Annotated in this window: 19 protein-coding genes, 2 riboswitches and 2 other annotated features; of the genes, 16 read left to right on the plus strand and 3 right to left on the minus strand. The window is 32.0% G+C overall.

Annotation, left to right across the window (positions count from 1 at the left end):
* Positions 1–120 precede the first annotated feature (120 nt).
* Positions 121–1,650 carry a methyl-accepting chemotaxis protein gene (locus ACZ5N4_RS08545; RefSeq protein ID WP_464208992.1) on the minus strand — a complete coding sequence of 510 codons (1,530 nt, stop codon included), beginning with the start codon at positions 1,648–1,650 and terminating at the stop codon, positions 121–123.
* A 25-nt stretch (positions 1,651–1,675) separates the two neighbouring features.
* Entirely contained in the window at positions 1,676–2,680 is a 1,005-nt protein-coding gene (locus ACZ5N4_RS08550; RefSeq protein ID WP_464208993.1) for a ketoacyl-ACP synthase III, read from the minus strand.
* 77 nt (positions 2,681–2,757) lie between these two features.
* Positions 2,758–2,843, minus strand: a riboswitch (cyclic di-GMP riboswitch).
* A gap of 148 nt (positions 2,844–2,991) precedes the next feature.
* Here ACZ5N4_RS08550 and ACZ5N4_RS08555 point away from each other — a divergent pair.
* Both ACZ5N4_RS08555 and ACZ5N4_RS08560 read left to right on the plus strand, forming a co-directional pair.
* Positions 2,992–3,738 carry a TatD family hydrolase gene (locus ACZ5N4_RS08555; protein ID WP_464208995.1) on the plus strand — a complete coding sequence of 249 codons (747 nt, stop codon included), beginning with the start codon at positions 2,992–2,994 and terminating at the stop codon, positions 3,736–3,738.
* A 214-nt stretch (positions 3,739–3,952) separates the two neighbouring features.
* Complete coding sequence (locus ACZ5N4_RS08560) at positions 3,953–4,726, plus strand: ABC transporter permease (protein WP_464208997.1); 774 nt, start codon at positions 3,953–3,955, stop codon at positions 4,724–4,726.
* 75 nt (positions 4,727–4,801) lie between these two features.
* Here ACZ5N4_RS08560 and ACZ5N4_RS08565 read toward each other — a convergent pair whose 3' ends face one another.
* Entirely contained in the window at positions 4,802–5,041 is a 240-nt protein-coding gene (locus ACZ5N4_RS08565; protein WP_464208998.1) for a hypothetical protein, read from the minus strand.
* Positions 5,042–5,415: 374 nt separating this feature from the next.
* Positions 5,416–5,523, plus strand: a riboswitch (TPP riboswitch).
* Positions 5,524–5,614: 91 nt separating this feature from the next.
* On the opposite strand from ACZ5N4_RS08565, the gene ACZ5N4_RS08570 reads away from it, so the two are divergent.
* From ACZ5N4_RS08570 to ilvB, 14 genes are all read left to right on the plus strand, one after another.
* Positions 5,615–6,637 carry an ABC transporter substrate-binding protein gene (locus ACZ5N4_RS08570; protein WP_464209000.1) on the plus strand — a complete coding sequence of 341 codons (1,023 nt, stop codon included), beginning with the start codon at positions 5,615–5,617 and terminating at the stop codon, positions 6,635–6,637.
* Positions 6,638–6,658: 21 nt separating this feature from the next.
* Entirely contained in the window at positions 6,659–7,387 is a 729-nt protein-coding gene (locus ACZ5N4_RS08575; RefSeq protein WP_464209002.1) for an ABC transporter ATP-binding protein, read from the plus strand.
* A gap of 209 nt (positions 7,388–7,596) precedes the next feature.
* Complete coding sequence (locus tag ACZ5N4_RS08580) at positions 7,597–9,255, plus strand: SulP family inorganic anion transporter (RefSeq protein ID WP_464209004.1); 1,659 nt, start codon at positions 7,597–7,599, stop codon at positions 9,253–9,255.
* Positions 9,256–9,597: 342 nt separating this feature from the next.
* Positions 9,598–11,109: a YfcC family protein gene (locus tag ACZ5N4_RS08585; protein WP_464209006.1), complete on the plus strand. Its 1,512-nt coding sequence runs from the start codon at positions 9,598–9,600 to the stop codon at positions 11,107–11,109.
* 147 nt (positions 11,110–11,256) lie between these two features.
* Entirely contained in the window at positions 11,257–12,084 is an 828-nt protein-coding gene (locus ACZ5N4_RS08590) for a nitroreductase family protein (protein ID WP_464209008.1), read from the plus strand.
* Positions 12,085–12,369: 285 nt separating this feature from the next.
* Entirely contained in the window at positions 12,370–13,626 is a 1,257-nt protein-coding gene (locus ACZ5N4_RS08595; protein ID WP_464209010.1) for an MDR family MFS transporter, read from the plus strand.
* Between the two features lie 282 nt (positions 13,627–13,908).
* Positions 13,909–14,104, plus strand: a binding site (T-box leader).
* 143 nt (positions 14,105–14,247) lie between these two features.
* Positions 14,248–14,445 (plus strand) — a binding site (T-box leader).
* A 162-nt stretch (positions 14,446–14,607) separates the two neighbouring features.
* Positions 14,608–14,811: a hypothetical protein gene (locus tag ACZ5N4_RS08600; protein ID WP_464209012.1), complete on the plus strand. Its 204-nt coding sequence runs from the start codon at positions 14,608–14,610 to the stop codon at positions 14,809–14,811.
* Between the two features lie 52 nt (positions 14,812–14,863).
* Positions 14,864–15,862 carry a ketol-acid reductoisomerase gene (gene ilvC, locus ACZ5N4_RS08605; RefSeq protein WP_464209014.1) on the plus strand — a complete coding sequence of 333 codons (999 nt, stop codon included), beginning with the start codon at positions 14,864–14,866 and terminating at the stop codon, positions 15,860–15,862.
* Between the two features lie 79 nt (positions 15,863–15,941).
* Positions 15,942–17,504 carry a 2-isopropylmalate synthase gene (locus ACZ5N4_RS08610; protein WP_464209016.1) on the plus strand — a complete coding sequence of 521 codons (1,563 nt, stop codon included), beginning with the start codon at positions 15,942–15,944 and terminating at the stop codon, positions 17,502–17,504.
* Between the two features lie 217 nt (positions 17,505–17,721).
* Positions 17,722–18,996: a 3-isopropylmalate dehydratase large subunit gene (gene leuC, locus ACZ5N4_RS08615; protein ID WP_464209018.1), complete on the plus strand. Its 1,275-nt coding sequence runs from the start codon at positions 17,722–17,724 to the stop codon at positions 18,994–18,996.
* The gene (leuD, locus tag ACZ5N4_RS08620) at positions 18,990–19,481 is read left to right on the plus strand and encodes a 3-isopropylmalate dehydratase small subunit (RefSeq protein ID WP_464209020.1); all 492 of its coding nucleotides are present in this window, start codon (positions 18,990–18,992) and stop codon (positions 19,479–19,481) included. Before leuC ends, leuD begins: the two co-directional genes overlap by 7 nt.
* A 21-nt stretch (positions 19,482–19,502) precedes the next feature.
* The gene (leuB, locus tag ACZ5N4_RS08625) at positions 19,503–20,567 is read left to right on the plus strand and encodes a 3-isopropylmalate dehydrogenase (protein ID WP_464209022.1); all 1,065 of its coding nucleotides are present in this window, start codon (positions 19,503–19,505) and stop codon (positions 20,565–20,567) included.
* Positions 20,568–20,711, plus strand: coding sequence for a hypothetical protein (locus ACZ5N4_RS08630; protein ID WP_464209023.1), 144 nt, complete (start codon positions 20,568–20,570; stop codon positions 20,709–20,711).
* Between the two features lie 114 nt (positions 20,712–20,825).
* Positions 20,826–22,439, plus strand: a complete 1,614-nt coding sequence (gene ilvB / locus ACZ5N4_RS08635) for a biosynthetic-type acetolactate synthase large subunit (protein ID WP_464209025.1) — start codon at positions 20,826–20,828, stop codon at positions 22,437–22,439.
* The last annotated feature ends 14 nt before the right edge of the window (positions 22,440–22,453 follow it).

The following is a 22,453-nucleotide window of genomic DNA, read 5'->3' on the forward strand; positions in this document are numbered from 1 at the left end:
TTTTCGGTAAAACTAATTACAGGAGATTCTTTTTTATTGTTAAAATAATGTATGCTTCTAGTTATTAAGAAAAATACATTTTACTATAATGGTAATATGGATGTCCATAGAGTTATTATTTTAGGAAATTAATTTGTTCATTTCAACAGCAATATTTTTTAAGCTTTCAGCACTGCTAGTCAATTCTTCGCTTACAGCTAAATTTTGACTTATAGATTTATTAACTAAATTGAAATTGTTTATAGTTTCTTTTGTAGTTTCACAAATATTACCGTTAAATACAACAACACTTTGAGTTTCTGATAATAGAGTATTGGTCAACTTACTTATTTCTTTTATATTTATTCCAGAATCCTTTAATCCAGTTAACATAACTCTTATGTTCTCAACAGCATTGTTTATAATAGCATCTCCAGTGCTTATTTTTTCAGTGTTCTCAGTCATAAGATTCTCTACCTCAGTAACTCTTTCCTTAAATTCATTAGTAATTAAGGATACATCGTTTAGTGATTCTCTTGTATTTTCAGCAAGGGTTCTGATTTCATCTGCAACAACTGCAAAACCTCGTCCAAGTTCACCAGCTCTTGCTGCTTCAATTGATGCATTTAATGCAAGTAGATTAGTTTGTTCAGATATCTGTCTTATTATAAGGAGTATTTCATCAATTTGTTGGGATTTTTCCTCTAATATCTTTGTAGCATCAAATGTATTTTCTACACTGCTTTTTATACTACTTATAATATTTAGAGTTTCATTTAACGCTTCTTCATTTTGATTAGATAAATGAATGAGGTTTATAGAATTACTTTCAGTATCCTTGGCTTTAGCCGAAATAGATTCATTTGCATTCAAAAGGTCATTAAGTATTATAGTATTTTCAGAAGAATTATTTAACAGCTTATCTGCATCTTCAGAAATTGTTTGAGTAGTGTTTGATATTTCCTCCATAGCTTTACTTTCTTCTGTAGCTATAGCAGCTAATGTTTCACTTGAACTTAACAAACATTTGGCAAATTCAGCGGTTTTATTAAATAAATTACTTATATTTTCATTATTCTTTTTAAGTTCCTCTTCACTTTTTTCAATAGAGTTTAGTAGTTTAGATGAAAAAGATGTAAAAGCTATAATAGCAAATGAAACTAGGAATATAGAAATTATCCTAAGTATCAATTCTCTTAAAAGGAACTGATTTGGTAATGTATAAGGATTCATAGTAAACAATATAATTTCTGAGACAATACTTAATATAATAGAAATTATGTTCATTTTATTATCCAAAAATAGGGAACCGAGTAAAATAAAATAAAATACTGTTACCCAAAGCTCTTTGGATGGAATTATTAAACCCATATATATGTAGTTTGTATAGGAAGCCACAAGTATAACGATTTTTAGATTATTGAAGAATTTATTGTTTAGCTTTTTATCTGCAACTGCTAGCTTATACATAACGTTGAGAATAATTAGTTCAAAAATACCTAGTAAAAATAATGCAATTAAATAAGGCCAACTAACTTCATTATACAAGCCAAGTAGTTTCATTATAGGAAACATTGACCCTGCAAGTAATGCACTTATAGAATAGATAACTATAACAAATTTTAATGTTTGCTCTTGATATTTAATTATAGTGTTTGAATTGGTTTGCATATAATTACTCAACTCCTTGAAATTACTACCATTTATACAGTAAGGTTCCTATACTATATCCAGAAGCCACAGAGCAGAATACAACTATATCATCTCTATAAAATTTTTTATATTTTAATCTGTCATCTAAGGCCATAATAGGACTTGTACACCCAGTATATCCATATTTATTTCCAATGAAGGTTGCCTTACTTATATCGGCGCCAAGTTTCTCTAAAGTTAGCTCAAGATCTACCCGTGAAAATTGTGACATAAAATAATGGTTAACGTCATCAGGCCCGTATCCGTAGTCCTGTAAAAGTTTTGTAATTGTTTCACTCCATTTTTCTGAAAGAAAGCTAAAATCGAATGGTTTCCAAAGCATTTTTTTATCTTCTGAATCTATACTGCTATCAGGAATATTTGACATTCCGCATCCGGGCATGGTTACAGACCAATAGTAAGAATCGTCTGTAAACATTCTAGAACCTAAAATACCTCTTTCTTCCTCTTCCTCTTTTCTCTCAAGAATTATTGCAGCAGCGCCGTCAGCAGAACAACCAAAGGCTACCATGTCATCTTCTCTAGCTAGTTTACTTATTAATAATGATCCAACAACTAATACTTTCTTATATTTATTGTCAGTTTTAAGATATCTTGCTGCTACATCTATACCTGTTATCATACCTATACAATTACAGTTAACATCGAAAACTGATGAAACATTCTCTGCTTTAAGCTGATTTTTAATTAAAAGGGCGCAGCATGGTGATAAATATTCAGGTGTATCAGACACTGAGATAATCATATCGATATCAGATGCAGATAATCCTGCGCTTGCTAAAGCCTGGTTAGATGCTTGAACTGCCATGCTAATAGTAGTTTCATTCTTGTCAGCAAGTGTTCTAATTTCTCTTCCTAGCTTGCCCATAAGTGCTGCAGCGTGGTCTTCAAGTTGATATTTTTTAAAGTGTTCAACGAAATAGTGATTGTCCAACTGTCTGTTGGGATGATATGCTCCCACTCCAATTATGTGTACATTTTTATGCATAGTAACTCCTCCTAATAATTTGCTGCAAAAACAAAAAAATAGCAATGCTAAGCAATGCCATTTTTAAACAGCGATAACCTAGCAACCTGACAATCATGGGAAAATATCCTTTAGACTCATGGCTTTGCGTCCTTACCTTTAGATAAGTTTGCCTTTATTAAGTTTAACTATTATTTTGTTTAAGCTACTATTTAATAACCGTTTTAATTATACCATAATTTTCATAAAACTCAATATATCTATTAAATGATATGTATAATATAATTATGCATATCATTATAATCTGAAAATAACAGGAGGATATAAATAGCATGTTTATAGATGTACATACTCATATAGATCAATATAGCAAAGAGGATTTAAAAATGGCTATAAAGGAAATAAATGAAAATAAAATATTGAGTATAGCTAATTCCATGGATATGGAATCTTATATAAAAAGTAAGAAAATATCTGAAATGTGTTCTTATATAGTGCCTACTTTTGGGATACACCCATGGAAAGCAAAAGGTTGTGAAAAAGACTTATGGACGCTCATTCCTTATATAGAAGAAACTCCAATTATTGGAGAGATAGGCCTTGATTTTTTTTGGGTGGAAGATAAAACAAGTTTTGAATCACAAATAAAAGTATTTGAATTTTTCTTACGTGAAGCTAAGCGGCTAAATAAGGTTATAAATATCCATACTAAAGGTGCTGAGGAAGAGGTTTTAAAGCTTTTGGATAAGTATTCAATGAGTAGAGTAATAGTTCACTGGTATTCTGGTCCTAAGAATGTGTTATATAAAATGATAGATAGAGGATACTATTTTACAATAAGTACGGAGCTTTTTTATTCAGATATTATAAGGGAAATAGCAGCAATTGTACCTGTAGATAAAATGTTTGTAGAAACTGATGGGCCGGGAGCAGAAGAATGGTTGAGCGGTAATATAGGAATGCCCAAATTAGTTTTAAGGATTATGAAAACACTAGGTGAGATGAAAAAACTGACCTTTGAGGAAATGGAAAAACAGATGGAAGATAATTTTAGTACCTTAGTTGGAAAGGATATATAGAGTTTAAGGTCTTAAGTTAGCTTTGACATAATTATCTATAAAATGATATAATGACAATCAGTAGAGATTATTACGTTCGACCCTTTTCCAGGTTGGGAGAAGGGTTTTATGTATTTGTAGACAGGCAACTTATAATTTGTAGTATTTTAAATATTGTTATCAAAGCAATGATTTTTACAAAAATATATATCTAATTGATTAGGATGTGTAATTAGTGAAGAATTATAGTAAGTCAATTAATGGGATAATATCTGTTATTTTTCAGTTAATATTAATTTTATTATGGCAATTAGTTGTGGATAAAGGAGGAATACCTAAGTATATTCTTCCATCTCCTAAGGACATAATAAATACTCTTTTTAGAATTATGCCAGATTTAAAGCCTCACATTTATGCTACCTTATATGAAGCTCTTTTAGGTTTTTTACTTTCAGTAATTTTTGCAATAATATTATCTATAATTATGGACAGTGTAAAAATAGTAAAAAGCTGTATTTATCCTATACTTGTAATTTCTCAGACTATACCAACAATAGCTCTGGCACCAATATTTATAATATGGTTTGGTTTTGGCATGCTTCCAAAGGTTATTGTTGTTGTAATGGTGTGTTTTTTCCCTATTGTTATAAGTTTAGTTGATGGATTAGAAGCGGCAGACAACGATATGTTGAGTCTTATGGATATAATGGGAGCTTCTAGAATACAAAAATTTATTTTTGTTAAGTTTCCAGGATCTTTAGGATCTTTTTTCTCGGGACTTAGAATAGCGGCAACATACAGCATAATGGGGGCGGTAATTGGTGAGTGGCTTGGAGGAGACAAAGGTCTTGGTATCTTTATGGTAAGAGCTAAAAATGCTTATGCTCTTGATAAAATATTTGCAGCTATAATTATAATAATAGTATTAAGCATGACTTTATTTGGATTTATGTATATGCTTCAATATATTTTTATGCCATGGCAAAGAAAAGTTAAAGAAAGAGGATAGTAACACCGCTGTAATTATAAGTTTAAGAACAGAAAAGTCAATTTTCTAGCTCAGACACTTATAACTATAGCAGTGTTATTTTTTGTTTATTATACTTTTTTCTATATTTTTAAGAATAATCTTTTCGGAGTTTCTTGATATTTGATCCGGTGTTTGTTCTAGTTTTAAATAATTGCTTATGCTGGTATAAATATCTATTAGTCTATTAAATTTATAAGTAGAGATATATGCTGCATTTGCTGTAAAGGATGTATAAAATAATATAGCTGAAATACCAAAAGTAATGACAAATTTTTGTTTATTAAATATTATCATAAAATATACACCTTTCTTTGATAATTATAAAAGATAAACCATTTTACAATTCTAATATATAGTTATCTTACATTAGATGAAAAAATATACTAAAAAATAACAGATAGAGCGTAATAAACTTCAAACTAATGCATCAAATAGATAGTGTACTCTAAGTAAATCCTATATCATGGATAGAATAAATAACTACAATTTAATTTTACATGTATAATTTTAAGTAAGATTTAAGTCAACGTTAAATTAATATTAAAGGTTTTTATATATAAATATAAAAATCATGCTTAAAGGACTTACAAATCTAAAGTTGTTATTATGTATACGGTTTGACATATTTATGCACGAAGTGATATACTTTATGTGTTAGATATTTCAATAAAATAAATTAGGGGAGGCAATAATATTGTCTGAGAGGAAGTTTTAAGCTTCGACCCTTATAACCTGAATTGGGTAATGCCAGCGTAGGGAAAATAGTTTAATTTTAATTTGTTGCTATTTTAGCCCTTTTCGCATTTATGAAAAGGGTTTTTATTATTTCGAAGGGAGGTTGTCGGGTATTTACCGGACAGTGTATTTATGAAAAGAAAAAAAATTTTAACCATTTTAACTTCAGTTATAGTAGCAACTACTATTTTTGCAGGATGTGGCTCAACAAATAAGGCACCTCAAAGTAATACAACAGAAAAGAAAGAATTAACAAAGGTTAAGGTGATACTGGATTGGACACCTAATACTAATCATACAGGCTTATATGTAGCAAAGGATAAAGGTTACTATAAAGAAGAAGGTTTAGATGTAGAGATTATTCAACCTTCAGAAGGAACAGTAGGAAACCTAATAGCTGCTGGTAAAGGTGATTTTGGTGTAAGTTATCAGGAGGATTTAACTTATGCTAGGACTTCAGAGAATCCACTTCCTATTAAGGCCATAGCTGCTATAATTCAGCATAATACTTCAGGTTTTGCAGCTCCAAAGAGCAAAAACATAAAAACTGTAAAGGACTTTGAAGGAAAGACTTATGGAGGATGGGGTTCACCTTCTGAGAAAGCGATATTGCAGGCAATAATGCAAAAGGAAGGTGCTGATTTTAATAAGCTTAAGATAGTTGACATGGGAAGTCAAGATTTCTTTGCAGCAACTAAAAGCAATGTAGATTTTGCATGGATATATGAAGGATGGACTGGAATAGAAGCAAAACTTAAAAACATACCTTTAGATTACATAGAGTTAAGAAAATTAAATCCTGATTTAGACTACTATACACCTATACTTATTGCAAATGAAAGTACTTTAAAGAATAAACCAGAATTGGTTAAGAAGTTTATGAAGGCTACCACTAAGGGATATGAATTTACTATGGATAAACCAGAAGAAGCTGCAGATATTTTGGTTAAAAATGCTCCAGAGATAGACAAAAACCTTGCTGTAGAAAGCCAAAAGTACCTTAAAAACAAATACAAGGAAGATGCTCCAAGATGGGGAGAAATGAAGGCATCTGTTTGGAACAACTACACAAAATTCCTTCTTGATAAGAAGCTTATAACTAAAGATATGAAGGCAGAGGACGCATTTACAAATGAATTCCTTCCATCTAAGTAATTTTAAAGGAGATAGGTTGTTTTGGATATAGCAAAAAATGATAAGAAGCTTGTATTAAAAAATGTATCAAGATCCTTTGACACAGACAAAATACTCAATAATATAAGCTTAGAGATAAGAGAAGGTGAATTTGTAAGTCTTCTTGGGCCAAGTGGAAGTGGCAAGAGCACAATATTAAATATAATATCAGGAGTACTGAAGCCAGATAAAGGAGAAGTAAAAGTTGAAGGAGAAATTAGCTATATGCACCAGAAGGATTTACTTCTTCCTTGGAAAAAAGTAATAGATAATGTAGCATTACCTCTTTATATAAAGGGAAAAAGTAAATCGGAAGGAAGAAAGCAGGTTATAGATTACTTTGAGCCCTATGGATTAAAAGGGTATGAGTTTAAATATCCTTTTCAATTATCTGGCGGAATGAAACAAAGGGCAGCATTCTTAAGAACTTATATGACTTCTAGTAACATAATGCTTTTAGATGAGCCTTTTGGTGCATTAGATGCCATAACAAGAGGAAAAATGCAAAATTGGCTTTTGAATGTAATAAAAGACTTAAGAAGCACTATACTATTTATAACTCACGATATAGAAGAAGCTATATACCTTTCAAATAGAATTTATATATTATCTGACAAACCTGCATGTATAAAAGGTGAGATAGAAGTAGATCTGCCTAGAAATAGAACTAAAGACATGATAACTTCAGATAAATTTGTAGCAATAAAAAAACAGGTGTTAGATTTTATGTAGTAAGTTAGTATGTATTGTCATGCTACGCATTCAAATATCAAAAGTTAAGTATACAATAGAGAGAAAGTGAGAGGATAAATCTCGCTTTCTTTTTAATTTAATCATTAAAGATACTTGCTAATAAGCCAAAATAGTACTATAATCAATAACGTTGCCTTTAGGGGTAATATAAGTAAATTTTTATACATAAGAGAAAGAAGCGTGAAAAAGTGTTAGTTCCAAAATTATTTACTTGCATCAAAGATTATAGTAAAGAACAATTTGCAAAGGATTTTATTGCTGGAATTATTGTAGCAGTAATAGCACTTCCTTTGTCTATAGCTCTTGCAATAGCATCAGGAGTATCTCCTGAAAAAGGGCTATATACTGCAATTATAGGAGGGTTTATAGTATCCTTTCTTGGGGGAAGCAGGGTTCAAATTGGTGGACCTACAGGTGCTTTCATAATAATAGTTTACGGAATAATAGAGAAGTACGGCATAACAGGACTAACTGTTGCTACAATAATGGCAGGAGCAATATTAATCATTATGGGATTATGCAAATTTGGTAAGGCATTAAAGTACATTCCATATCCTATAACTACAGGATTTACATGTGGTATTGCAATATCTATATTTTCAACTCAAATAAAGGATTTCCTTGGATTAAAAATTACATCTGTACCATCAGAGTTTATAGCAAAATGGTGGTCCTATATAAATCACTTAAATACAGTGAACTATGAAGCTTTATTTATAGGTGCTTTAGCTCTTGTAATAATAGTTTCATGGCCTAAAATAAATAAAAAAATTCCAGGAACACTAATTGCTTTAATTATAACTACTATAATAACTATAGTTTTTAAATTAAATGTAGAAACTATAGGAAGTCGTTATGGAGATATACCAGCTGTACTCCCTAAAATAGCTGTACACGATATTAATATAAATATGGTAAAAGAATTAATACCGCCATCTATGACAATTGCAGTTTTGGCAGCAATAGAATCTCTTTTATCTGCAGTAGTAGCAGATGGAATGATTGGTGGTAATCACCGTTCAAATATGGAATTGGTTGCACAGGGGTTTGCTAATGTTTTCTCAGGACTTTTTGGAGGAATACCAGTTACTGGTGCTATAGCAAGAACTGCAGCTAATATAAAAAATGGAGGAAGAACACCTATAACAGGAATTGTGCATGCAGTAGCTCTATTGCTTATTATGATGTTATTTATGCCTTATGTTAAACTTCTTCCTATGACTTCTTTGGCTGCTATATTGATAGTGGTATCCTATAATATGGGAGATTGGAAAGTATTTAAAAATCTTAGCAAAGCACCTAAAAGTGATGCTATAATATTTTTAACAACATTTTTACTTACAATATTATTAGATTTAGTAGTAGCTATAGGAATTGGTGTAGTATTGGCTTCCTTCCTTTTCATGAAGAGAATGGCGGATTACGGAGAAGTAAAGTGTTTGTCAGATAAAGATAAGGATTGTTCAAGGCTCATAAATACAACAGATTTTCCAGATAAAATATCCTTTTATGAAATTCAGGGACCTTTCTTCTTTGCAGCAGCAAACAAATTTGTCAAGGTTACTAAAAGCATAGAAGAAGATCATAAAGTATTAATAATAAAAATGAGTAAGGTACCAGCTATGGATGCAACAGGATATCATGAATTTGAAACTTTATATGATATCTGCAAAAATCAGCAAAGGGATCTTATTATATTAGAAGCTAAAGAGCAGCCATTTCAGGTGCTTCAGAGTTATGGTTTTGTAGATAGATTGGGAAGAGAAAACTTCTGTAATAATATTGAAGAGGCTATTGAAAGAACAAATTATTTGTTAGATTGTAAATTTAGGAGCAATGTTGCATAAATTAAATGAAAAAAGTATATAATTTTAAATTAATATGTATTATTTATACAAGGAAAGTATAATTTTTATACTTTCCTTTTTTGTATGAATTTAAGCAAACGTATTCATTAAATATCACTAATAGTATTATTTGTGATAGATAACATAAAAATATTGTTAATTATTTAACTTATAAATATGAAAAATAATGAAAAAATAAACGTATAAATATAAAAAATAATGAAAAAATTCATGTATAAATATAAAAAATGGTGAAATTTTAGTAATTTTTTCAATAATGGTTGAAAAATGTAAGAAAAATTTGTATAATTTAATACAATGACAACTAAGGAGTGATAAAAAATGAACAAAAAGAAAAGGAGTTTTCCAACTGCGTTTACTGTGTTATTTATAGTTTTAATTTTTGCAGCTGCTCTTACTTATATAGTTCCAGCAGGTTCCTATGCAAAATTAAAGTATGAATCTGATAAAAAGGTTTTCACAGTAACCAAGCCAGACGGATCTGTAGAAGAGGCAAAACCTACACAGGAAACACTTAATAAGCTTGGAGTCAAGGTAGATATACAGAGATTCGTTGATGGAAGTATTAGTAAGCCGGTAGCAATTCCAGGTACATATGAGAAAGTAAAACAAAATCCTCAGGGGCCTATTGATGTGATACAAGCTCCAGTAAAAGGTATACAGGAGACTATTGATATTATTGCGTTCTTACTTATAATTGGAGGATGTATTGGAGTACTAAATAATAGTGGTGCTTTTGATGCTGGTATTGCTAGTCTTTCACGTGCCACTAAAGGAAAAGAATTTTTATTAATTGTTATTATTACAGTGCTAATTTCATTAGGTGGAACGACTTTCGGATTAGCAGAGGAAACAATTGCTCTGTACCCAATACTTGTTCCCGTATTCATGGCAGCTGGATATGATGCACTTGTCTGTATAGCTGCACTTTATATGGGATCATCAATTGGTACAATGTTTTCAACGGTGAACCCATTCTCCTCAGTGATTGCTTCTAATGCTGCTGGAACAACATTTACTGCAGGATTAGGCATGAGAACAGCTGGGTTAATCATTGCAACAATATTTACTATTATTTATATAGTTAAGTATGGTAAAAAAATTAAGAAAGATCCAGCTAAATCATTGATATATGATCAAAAGGAAGAAATTGAAGAAAAGTTCCTAAAGAGCCATGAGCAGAAGGTTATTCCAGAGTTTACTTTTAGACGTAAATTAATGCTTTTAGTATTTGGATCAGCCTTTGCTGTAATGATTTGGGGAGTTTCTACTAAAGAATGGTGGTTTACTGAAATGACTACATTATTCCTTGTTGTAGGAATAGCATTAGGTGTAATTTCAGGAATGGGTGAAAAAGAGTTTGTTAATAAATTTATTGCTGGTGCTGCTGATTTAATTGGTGTTGCATTAGTTATTGGAGTAGCAAGAGCTATTAATTTAGTCATGGAAAATGGACTAATATCTGATTCCATACTACATTTTTCATCAAATGCAGTTCAAGGGATGAATCCATATATATTTATACTTGTAATGCTTTTATTATTTATAATTCTTGGATTCTTTATTCCATCATCATCAGGACTTGCAGTGCTATCAATGCCAATTATGGCTCCATTAGCAGATGCTGTTGGATTACCAAGAGATGTAATAGTAAGTGCATATCAATATGGACAAGGGTTAATAGCATTTATAACTCCAACAGGGCTTATACTAGCTACCTTAGCACTTGTTGATGTAACTTATGACAAATGGTTAAAATTCATTATGCCATTAATGGGATATACTGCAGCATTTGCGGCGGTAATGCTATTAATTCAAGTAGCATTTAAATAAGAATTTAGAGAGCTGTGTCAGAATGATTTAAAAAATTATTTTGATACAGCTCCTTATTTATTATAAGAATAATACTATATTTGGCAAATCCTTGGTATAATATAATGAAAGTTTGTATTTCATTATATTAAAGGGAGGAAAAGCTTAGTGAATATAAGAGAAGCAGTAATAAAAAGGAAATCAATGAGAACTTATAAAGAAGAACCAATTTCGCAAGAACTGAGACAAAAGTTAATAAATTATATAGAGCATGTAAAAGCACCATTTAATACTAAAGTAAGATTCAAAATAATAGATATGGACAATATAAGTTCAGATGTGAAACTAGGAACTTACGGAGTTATTAAAGGAGCAAAAAACTTTATATGTTCAGCAGTAGAAAAAGAGAACAGATATGAAGAAAATCTAGGATATGTTTTTGAAAAAATAATATTATATGCAACAACATTAGGTTTAGGAACCTGTTGGCTTGGAGGAACCTTTAAAAGAGGAGAATTTGGAAAGGCAATGGAGCTAAAAGAAAGAGAATCTATGCCAGTAATAACTCCTATAGGATATGCCAAGGAAAATAGAAGCTTACTGGACTCTTTAATGGTAGTTGTTGCTGGCTCTAAAAATAGAAAAGATTGGAATGAACTGTTCTTTGACAAAAGTTTTGATAAAGTTATTAAAAGAGAGGAGGTTGGGAAATTTAAAGAGGCCTTTGAAATGGTTAGAATAGCACCTTCAGCCTCAAACAAGCAGCCTTGGAGAATAGTCAAGGATGGAAATAGCTTTCATTTCTTTATAGCTAGAAATAAAGGATATGGAAAGGCATTAAATTTCGATATACAAAGACTAGATATAGGTATAGCAATGTGTCATTTTGAATCTACACTAAATGAGCTTGGGTTTTTAGGAAAATGGAATGACGATAATCCGAATTTGATCGCTACTGAGAATACAGAATATATAATCACTTACACTATTGATTAAACAAAATAAGTAGAAATAAATTTTATCCGATGTCTACCGCCACTAACACCCCAACGCACTCTGTGAAAGCGATTCGCACCAAATCAAAGATTTGGGCTCTCTGCTTTTCTTAAAGTTGGGGATAAGTGGCGCTACGACCCTGGATAACGGATTCTAAGCTTCGGATGGAGTTTAAAACTCCACCTGAAGCCAAGAATCCTGTTTATATATTTTTATTTTAGGATTACAAACTAGAGAGTTAACTTTCGGTTTCTAAGCTCTATATTAAAAAAATTGGGGGAATAAATGAATATTAAAGGCATTTTTAAAAGTTATAAAGGATTACCTTTTAGTATATATGTACTTTTTGTAGTTAAAGTTATAAATTCATTAGGTGCTTTTGTAGCACCTTTTCTTACTATGTTTCTTTCGGACAAGATAGGATTAAGCAAAGATGTAATTGGAATATTCATAATGGCAAATGCAATTTGTACAGTTCCTGGTTCACTTATTGGCGGTAAAATTTCAGATACTTTCGGAAGAAGAAACGTATTAGTCACTTTTCAGGGATTAGCTGCATTATGTTATATACCTTGTGCATTTCTTGAAAGATCTATTATAGTACCATATTTATTAATTGTTTCATCTTTTTTTAATTCTATAGCACAACCTTCTTATGGAGCTATGATTGCAGATTTAACAAATACTAAAAACAGAAGAAGTGCATACTCTCTTCTATATCTTGGAAACAACTTAGGCTTTTCTATAGGTCCTATGATAGCAGGTTTTTTATTCAGTCATTATCTTAAGATGCTCTTTATTGGGAACAGCATAGCGGTTTTTACATCAATAATTATAATATATACCTTTGTAAAAGAAACAAAACCTGATAAGGAAGCAGAAAAGCAAATCATAAATGAAAACGAAAAAGCAGAGGAAAGTAGTCTTATAAGCGCATTGTTTAAAAGGCCACTACTCTTATCTTTTGCATTATTATCTATGATATATAGTTTTGTTTATGCTCAATTTCCTTTCTGCATACCACTTCAAGTAGAGGAAATATTTAAGAGTAATAGTTCAGTTCTATATGGAAAGATTATGGCAACAAATGGGCTAACTGTAATACTTTTTACCACAGTTATAACTAGGTTAACTAGAAAATTTTCAGCAATACAGAATGTAGCTGGAGCAGGAATATTTTATGGTGTAGGCTTTGGAATGATGTATTTTATTAAGAGTTACTCTATGTTTATACTGGCAACAGTAATATGGACCTTAGGTGAAATAATTCATACTACCAATTCTGGAGTATATATTGCAAATCATACACCTATGTCACATAGAGGAAGATTTAATGCAGTTATACCTCTTATAACCGGTGCAGGCTTCGCAGTGGGGCCAGCTATCATGGGAATGTATATAAAAAATAGAAGAGTTATAGATGCATGGCCTGTAGCATTTACTTTAGCTATTTCAGCCTCTGTGTTATTTTATGTACTTTATATAGTAGAAAATAAAAAAAAGGATACCAGAAGTTGCATAAATCCAACGGGGAATAAATAGCACAATTTCTAATTCATAGTCTGAAAGAAAAATGTTAATACAAATATTGAGGATAACATTCAAAAACTGTTATGATAGAAAACTTAAATTTTTTATTCAATAAATAATTGAAATCATGCGTATAACTAAATGTTTTTAATATTATGGATAATTTATTTTGTGTTGACAGGTAAAATTTACGGTGCTAGAATGATAAAAATGAAAATTCAGAAAAACAAATAACAATTTAAAAAAAGTATATTGACAAATTGTTAAAAACATAGTAAATTTATAAACAATATATCAAAAGCGATAACAGGATTAAGTAGATATGTTTAATACTTTAAAGAGAGTGGGAAATGGTGGGAACCCTAAGTATACATATTGAAACTCACCCTGTAGCTGCAGGCTGAAATAATAGTAAGCTGAGCCGGTGTAAGCCGTTATTTAAATGAAGTAAGAAATTTGGGTGGTAACGCGGCAGATCTTCGCCCCATGATGAAAATGGGCAAGGTCTGTTTTTATATACTCAAATTTAAAAAATTTGCTGATTTAATTTAGAATATCATGTAATAAAAAATATAAAATCTATGAATAAATTGCTAATTTAATAATATATTTAAATCTATACAAGTAAATATACAAAAAGCAATGACAGGAATAAGTAGATATGTTAAGTATTTTAAAGAGAGTGGGGATTGGTGAAAACCCATAAGTACACATATTGAAACTCATCCTGTAGCTGCAGGCTGAAATAATAGTAAGCTGAGCCGGTGTAAACCGTTAATTGGATGAAGTAAAAAATCTGGGTGGTACCGCGGACAGACTTTCGCCCCATTATATGGGGAGAGTCTGTCTTTTTATTTACCTTATAATCAAATATTCTTACAAACAAATTAAAGTTTAATAGTTTTTCATCTGGCCAGTGAAAACTTTAAATATATTTTATACACATGCTATGTAAAATAATTAAAGTTATGTAATTAAAAGGGGGCAAACACAATGTCAATGTTTACAAGTAAAAAATACTCAAAGGATCTTAAACAATTTAATGAAACGCATAATACTTCAAAGGATAGTATGTCATCAGAGGCAACTTCACAAATATACGAAGCAGGTAAGGCCTATTATGAATATTTAAGAAGTTCAAAATTACAAAGCGATGATACAGAATGTGATTACTGTACAGCATTTATGATGTTTTAATTTAAGGCAATTATATAAAAACAAAGAATTTAGAATTTTAGGGGGAAACAAAATGGCAAACATGTATTACGATAAGGATGCAAATTTAAATCTACTAGAAGGAAAAAAGGTAGCTATTATAGGCTATGGAAGTCAGGGGCACGCACATGCGTTAAATTTAAAAGAAAGTGGAGTAGATGTTTGTGTAGGTCTTTATAAGGGTAGCAAGTCTTGGAAAATCGCTGAAGAAGCAGGACTAAAGGTTTTAGAAGCTGAAGAAGCAGCAAAAGAAGCAGATTTTATTATGATACTTATACCGGATGAAAAACAAACTAAGCTCTACAAAGAAAATATTGAACCAAATTTGACAGAAGGAAAGGCGTTGATATTTGCTCATGGATTTAATATTCACTATGGACAAATTGTTCCTCCTGAATATGTAGATGTATTTATGGTAGCTCCAAAAGGACCAGGGCACACTGTAAGAAGTCAATATGCTGAAGAAAAAGGAGTACCTTGTCTAATAGCTATTCATCAAAATTATACTGGAAGGGCCAAGGAATATGCATTAGCTTATGCTAAAGGAATTGGTGGTGCTAGAGCAGGAGTACTTGAAACTACTTTTAAAGAAGAAACAGAAACAGATCTTTTTGGGGAGCAAGCAGTATTATGTGGGGGAGTTACTGAACTAATAAAAGCAGGATTTAAGACCTTAGTGGACGCAGGTTACCAACCAGAAAGTGCATATTTCGAATGTTTACATGAACTAAAGCTAATAGTTGATCTTATAAATGAAGGTGGACTTAGCTACATGAGATATTCAATTAGTGATACTGCAGAATACGGTGACTACGTTAGCGGAAAGAGAGTTATAACAGAGGAAAGTCACAAAGGAATGAAAAATATTTTAGCTGAAATACAAGATGGAACTTTTGCTAGAAACTGGCTGCTTGAGAATCAGGTAAAACGTCCATACTTTAATGCAGTTAGAAAGCAGGAGAAAGAAGAACAAATAGAGGTTGTTGGTAAAGAATTGAGAAAAATGATGCCTTGGGTTAAAAGAAAAGAGTAGAAATAGGGCATTAAGAGATGTTGAGTTATTGCATCTCTTAATGCTAAAACAAAAATATGAGCAGGGGGAAGTGGATTTAATGACAAAAAAAATATATATTTTTGATACTACATTAAGAGATGGAGAACAAACTCCAGGAGTGAGTTTAAACATACATGAAAAATTAGAGATTGCAAGACAGCTTCAAATACTTGGAGTAGATATAATCGAAGCAGGATTTCCATTTGCATCTAAAGGAGATTTTGAAGCTGTTAAAGCTATTGCAAAAAACATAAAAGGATCTATTATTACTGGGCTTGCTAGGACCTCTAAGCAAGATATAGATACTGCATGGGAGGCTCTAAAATACGCAGAAAGCCCTAGAATTCACACATTTATTGCAACATCAGATATCCATATGCAGCACAAGCTAAATATGAAGCCTGAAGAAGTTTTGGAAAGAGCAGGCAGTATGGTGAAGTATGCTAAAAGTTTTTGCCCAAATGTTGAGTTTTCGCCAGAAGATGGAACAAGAACCCGTCCGGAATTTTTGTATAGGGTATTGGAAGCAGTAATTGAGGCTGGTGCAGATGTAGTAAATATACCTGATACCGTTGGATATACAACACCAGGGGAGTATGGAGCATTTATTAGAGGAATTAGAGAGAATGTCCCTAATATTCATAAAGCCGTCATAAGTGTTCATTGTCATAACGATTTGGGATTAGCAGTTGCAAACTCACTTGCAGCTATAGAAAATGGAGCTCAGCAGATAGAATGTGCAGTAAATGGACTTGGTGAGAGGGCTGGCAATGCTGCTTTAGAAGAAATAGTAATGTCCATTAAAACCAGATCCAATTATTTTAAGTGTCATACAGATATAGTAACTGAGCATTTAACAAAAACTAGTAATCTAGTAAGTCACTTAACAGGGGTGCAGATCCAAAATAACAAGGCTATTGTTGGTTCAAATGCCTTTGCTCATGAATCCGGTATTCATCAGCATGGAGTTTTAAATTGCAGAGAAACTTATGAAATAATGACTCCAGAGTCTGTTGGATTAAAGAAAAATCTTATAGTCCTTGGAAAACATTCCGGAAGACATGCTTTTGAACAGCGATTAAAGGAAATAGGATATGATAACTTGGATTCTGTTAAGATTAATGAGGCATTCTTAAAGTTTAAGGATTTAGCAGATAAAAAGAAATCTATTTCAGATGAGGATATAGAAGCACTAATAAAACAAGAGGTATTTCAGCTTCCTGAAAACTATAAACTTGAACATTTTCAAGTTTCAAGTGGAAACAACATGGTTGCCACTTCTACTGTAAAAATACGTTATGATGGAAATTCGATTGATGAGGCTTCCTGTGGTGATGGTCCAGTAGATGCAACTTTCAAAGCAATTGAAAAAGCCATAGGAATAAATGTTAAGCTAAAGGATTATTTCCTAAAGTCAATAGGTAGTGGAAAAGATGCATTAGGAGAAGTTACTGTAAAAATTGAAAAAGATAATAAAATATTTTCAGCCAAAGGAGTAAGTACAGATGTAGTAGAGGCTAGTGCCAAAGCTTTTATAAATGCTATTAATAAAATGCACTACTACTTATTTCAAGAAGAGAATTCTGCTTCGTGTATTGATAAAACAATTGTCGAAGTTTAATAATAAAATAGATTTTTAATCAAGTATTAAAAAGAAATAAAAATAACGGATAACTATGACTACAAATAGGTTAATAAATACAATTAAATATAATTTAAAATATCGTTTGCTCTAAGAATCAAATGTATAAAGTACTAGGGAAGAGCATGAGAGTTTTATTTACTTAAATAGCTAATTTATATATTTAATTTCTAGACATATAAGAAGTATTGGAGGAATGAATATGGGAATGACGATGACACAAAAGATTTTAGCTGCTCATGCAGGCTTAGAAAGTGTAAAGGCTGGACAGCTAATTAAGGTAAAGTTAGATTTGGTACTTGGAAATGACATAACCACTCCTGTAGCTATTAAGGAATTTAATAAAATTGGGGTTACTGAGGTTTTTCATAAGGAGAAAATAGCTATTGTACCTGACCACTTTACCCCAAACAAAGATATAAAATCTGCAGAGCAGTGTAAATGTGTAAGGGAATTTGCTTACGATAAGGGAATCAAAAATTATTTTGAAATTGGACAAATGGGTATTGAACACGCATTAATACCAGAAAAAGGTCTGGCTGTTTGTGGAGATGTAATAATTGGAGCAGATTCACATACCTGTACATATGGAGCTCTAGGAGCTTTTTCGACAGGTGTGGGAAGTACAGATATGGGAGCTGGCATGGCTACAGGGGAAGCTTGGTTTAAAGTTCCGGAAGCTATAAAATTTATACTTAAAGGAAGTTTATCACCTTGGGTAAGTGGAAAGGACGTAATACTGCACATTATTGGTATGATTGGTGTAGATGGAGCACTTTATCAATCAATGGAATATACAGGAGATGGAGTTAGAAGTTTATCTATGGATGATCGTTTTGCTATGACAAATATGGCTATTGAGGCTGGAGCTAAAAATGGAATTCTTGAAGTAGATGAAAGAACTATAGAATATGTTAAGGAACATTCCAATAGAAATTATATGATTTATAAGGCGGATGATGATGCCGAATATACAAGAGTTATAGAAATAGACTTAGCCACTATTCGTCCAACAGTAGCTTTTCCACATCTTCCTGAGAATACTAGAACTATTGATGAGGTGGGAGAGGTAACTATAGACCAAGTTGTCATAGGTTCCTGTACCAATGGGAGAATAGAGGATTTAAGAGCAGCTGCAAAAGTTTTAAAGAATAAAAAAGTAAATCAAAAGGTAAGAACCATTATATTCCCAGCCACTCAAAAAATTTATCTTCAAGCTTTAAGAGAGGGTCTTATTGAAGCATTTATAGAAGCAGGTGCAGTGGTAAGTACACCAACTTGTGGACCTTGCCTTGGAGGACATATGGGTATATTAGCAAAAGGAGAAAGATGCATAGCAACTACAAATAGAAATTTTGTAGGAAGAATGGGGCATCCAGAAAGCGAAGTTTACTTAGCAAGCCCTGCAGTAGCAGCGGCATCAGCAATTACAGGTAGAATTTCATCACCAGAGGAGGTAGCAAAATGGTAAAGGGAAAAGTAATAAAATATGGTGACAATGTAGACACAGATGTTATTATTCCAGCTAGATATTTAAACACCAGTGATGCTTTAGAGTTAGCATCTCACTGTATGGAAGATTTGGATAAGGATTTTTCAACTAAAGCAAAATGTGCAAACATTATAATAGGTGGAAAAAACTTTGGATGTGGTTCTTCAAGAGAACATGCTCCTATTGCTATAAAGGCTGCTGGAATTAAATGTGTTATAGCTGAGACTTTCGCAAGAATATTTTATAGGAATTCGATAAACATAGGACTACCTATAGTTGAATGTGCTGAAGCGGCCAAAGATATTGAAGAAGGCGATGAAGTAAATATAGACTTTAAAACTGGAATTATTACTAATGTTACTAAAAATAAAACCTATAAGGCAGAAGCATTTCCAGAGTTTATGGAAAAGATTATAAAGTCAGAGGGACTTATAAATTATATAAAAATAGAAAGTAATAACTAACTATATAGAGGTGAATGTGATATGAAAATAACGATTATACCAGGAGATGGAATAGGAAAAGAGGTAATAAATCAAGCTGTTAAAGTATTAAAGAAGATTGAAAGCAAGTATAAATGTAATTTTGAGTTTAATGAGGCATTACTTGGTGGTGCTGCTATAGATGCAACAGGGAATCCAATACCAGAAGAAACAATACATAAATGCAAAAATAGTGAAGCAGTTATTCTAGGAGCAGTAGGTGGACCTAAGTGGGATAACCTTCCTTCAAACTTAAGACCAGAAAAAGGACTGCTATTATTAAGAAAAGAGCTAGGAGTGTTTGCAAATTTAAGACCAGCTATTTTATTTCCACAATTGAAATCAGCATCTACTTTAAAGGACGAAGTTCTGGGTGAAGGATTGGATATTATGATAGTTAGAGAGTTAATAGGTGGAGCTTATTTCGGAGAAAAGAAGAGAATAGATATTGATGGTGGACAAAGAGCTTATGACACAATTGATTATTGTACTAGAGATATAGAGAGAATTGCAAAAAAAGCCTTCGAGGTTGCCAGAAAAAGAGATAAAAAACTTATTTTAATAGATAAAGCTAATGTATTAGAAACCTCAAGACTTTGGAGGGAAGTAGTGACAAAAATAAGTGAAGATTATAAGGATATAAAATTAAATTATATGTATGTTGATAATGCTGCTATGCAGCTAATTAAAAATCCTAAACAATTTGATGTAATACTTACAGAAAATATGTTTGGAGATATTTTAAGTGATGAGGCTTCCATGCTAACTGGATCACTAGGGATGCTTCCTTCAGCCAGTGTAGGAGAAGGCAGTATAGGTCTTTATGAGCCAATCCATGGATCTGCACCAGATATTGCAGGGCTGGATAAAGCAAATCCTATTGGAACAATAATGAGCACGGCTATGATGTTTCGATACAGTTTTAATATGGAAGATGCAGCTAAAGATATAGAAAGTGCTGTATCAAGAATTATGAATAAAGGATACCGTACTGGCGATATTATGGAAGATGGTATGAAAATTGTGGGAACAGAACAAATGGGAGATCTTATTGCAGACGAGGTATAGATGTCCAACCTAAGTGTTTGGCTTATTAGCGGTATTCATATAGGTACTTCTTCTGTACTGTTAATAATTTTAGTTATCTCTAAAGCAACTTCGCCAAGAGCTAACATAAAACCATTAAATGCACTGTCAGATGTATCACTATGAATACCTTGATTAAGTCAATTATCCAATTTGGATATCTATATAGGGATAAAAGGCGATCAGTTAATTTTATGGAAAATATTACAACTATATTATATGAGATAGGAGGGAAGCAATATGAAAGTTGCTGAGGCAATTATACAGTGTTTGCATGAAGAAAATGTAGATACAGTATTCGGATACCCTGGGGCTACAGTTATTCCTATATATGAAGCTTTGAGAAAGTCAGGCATTAAGCATATATTAGTTAGACAGGAACAAGCAGCCGGTCATAGTGCAAGTGGCTTTGCAAGAGCTAAAAAGACGGTAGGGGTATGTATTGTTACATCAGGCCCTGGAGCAACAAATTTGATTACGGCTATAGCTACTGCATATATGGATTCTATTCCTTTGGTAATTATTACAGGTCAGGTTAAATCAAACCTAATTGGCAAAGATGCCTTTCAAGAAGCTGATATTACAGGAGCAACAGAATCTTTCACGAAGCATAATTATTTAGTTAAATCTGCTGAATATGTTCCTAAAATTATAAAAGAAGCCTTTTATATAGCTTCTACGGGAAGGCCAGGACCGGTATTAATAGATATACCAGTTGATATTCAGTGTGAAGATATAGAATTTTTTTACCCAAAAGAAGTAAATATTCGAGGATATAAACCTAAATTTGAAGGACATAAAGGACAGATAAAAAGAGCAGCAGAAAAGATTATGGAAAGCAAAAAACCTCTTATATGTGTAGGGGGAGGTATTATTTCTGGTGGAGCGGAGAAGGAGTTAAAAGAGTTTGCTCAGAAATCAAAAATACCAGTTGTCCATACATTAATGGGAAAAGGTAGTATTAATGAAGATAACCCATATTATGTAGGATTAATAGGATCTCACGGATTTTCCTATGCTAATAGATCTATATCAGAGGCGGACCTTTTAATACTTATAGGAACTAGAGCCGCAGATAGAGCTATTGCAGGATCAGACTTTGCAATAGATGCTTATGTCATTCATATTGATATTGATCCAGCGGAAATAGGAAAAATTTTAGGTCCCAATATTCCTGTAGTAGGAGATTCTAAGAAGGTTTTAGAAGAATTGATAAAGGAAGTTAACGAAGTCGACACAAAAGAGTGGCTTGATCAGATTTCAGCATGGAAAAAGGAAGTGAAGGAGCCTATTAAATTGAACTCAAAGGTAAGTCCTAAGTATGTTTTGAATATGCTGGATCAAATTTTAGAGGATAATGCAACTATTACTGCAGATGTAGGGCAAAATCAGATCTGGAGTGCAAGAAATTTTCAAATAAAGAATTCAACAAGTTTCTTTACTTCAGGAGGACTTGGCACTATGGGGTATTCTCTGCCTGCTGCGGTTGGGGCTAAAATAGCGAATCCTAGTAAGACAGTTATAGCTGTTGTCGGAGATGGTGGTTTTCAAATGAGTATGGCTGAACTTGGTACAATAGTTGATAATAATGTAAACATAATAATACTTTTATTTAATAATTCAGTGCTGGGAATGGTTAGAGAAATTCAAAAAAATATCTATGGCGTTGGCAAGTATAGTGGTGTAAATTTTAAGTGTCAAACAGATTTTATTAAAATAGCAGAAGCTTATGGATTAAAAGGTAGAAGGATTATTAGAAATGGAGAGTTCAAGGAAGCCTTTAGGGAAGCTATAAATTCCAATAACACATTTATAATAGAATGTATTATTGATTCTAGCGAAAGTACCTTTTAAGAGTATTAAACATC

It is taken from the genome of Clostridium nitrophenolicum, from assembly GCF_055391695.1.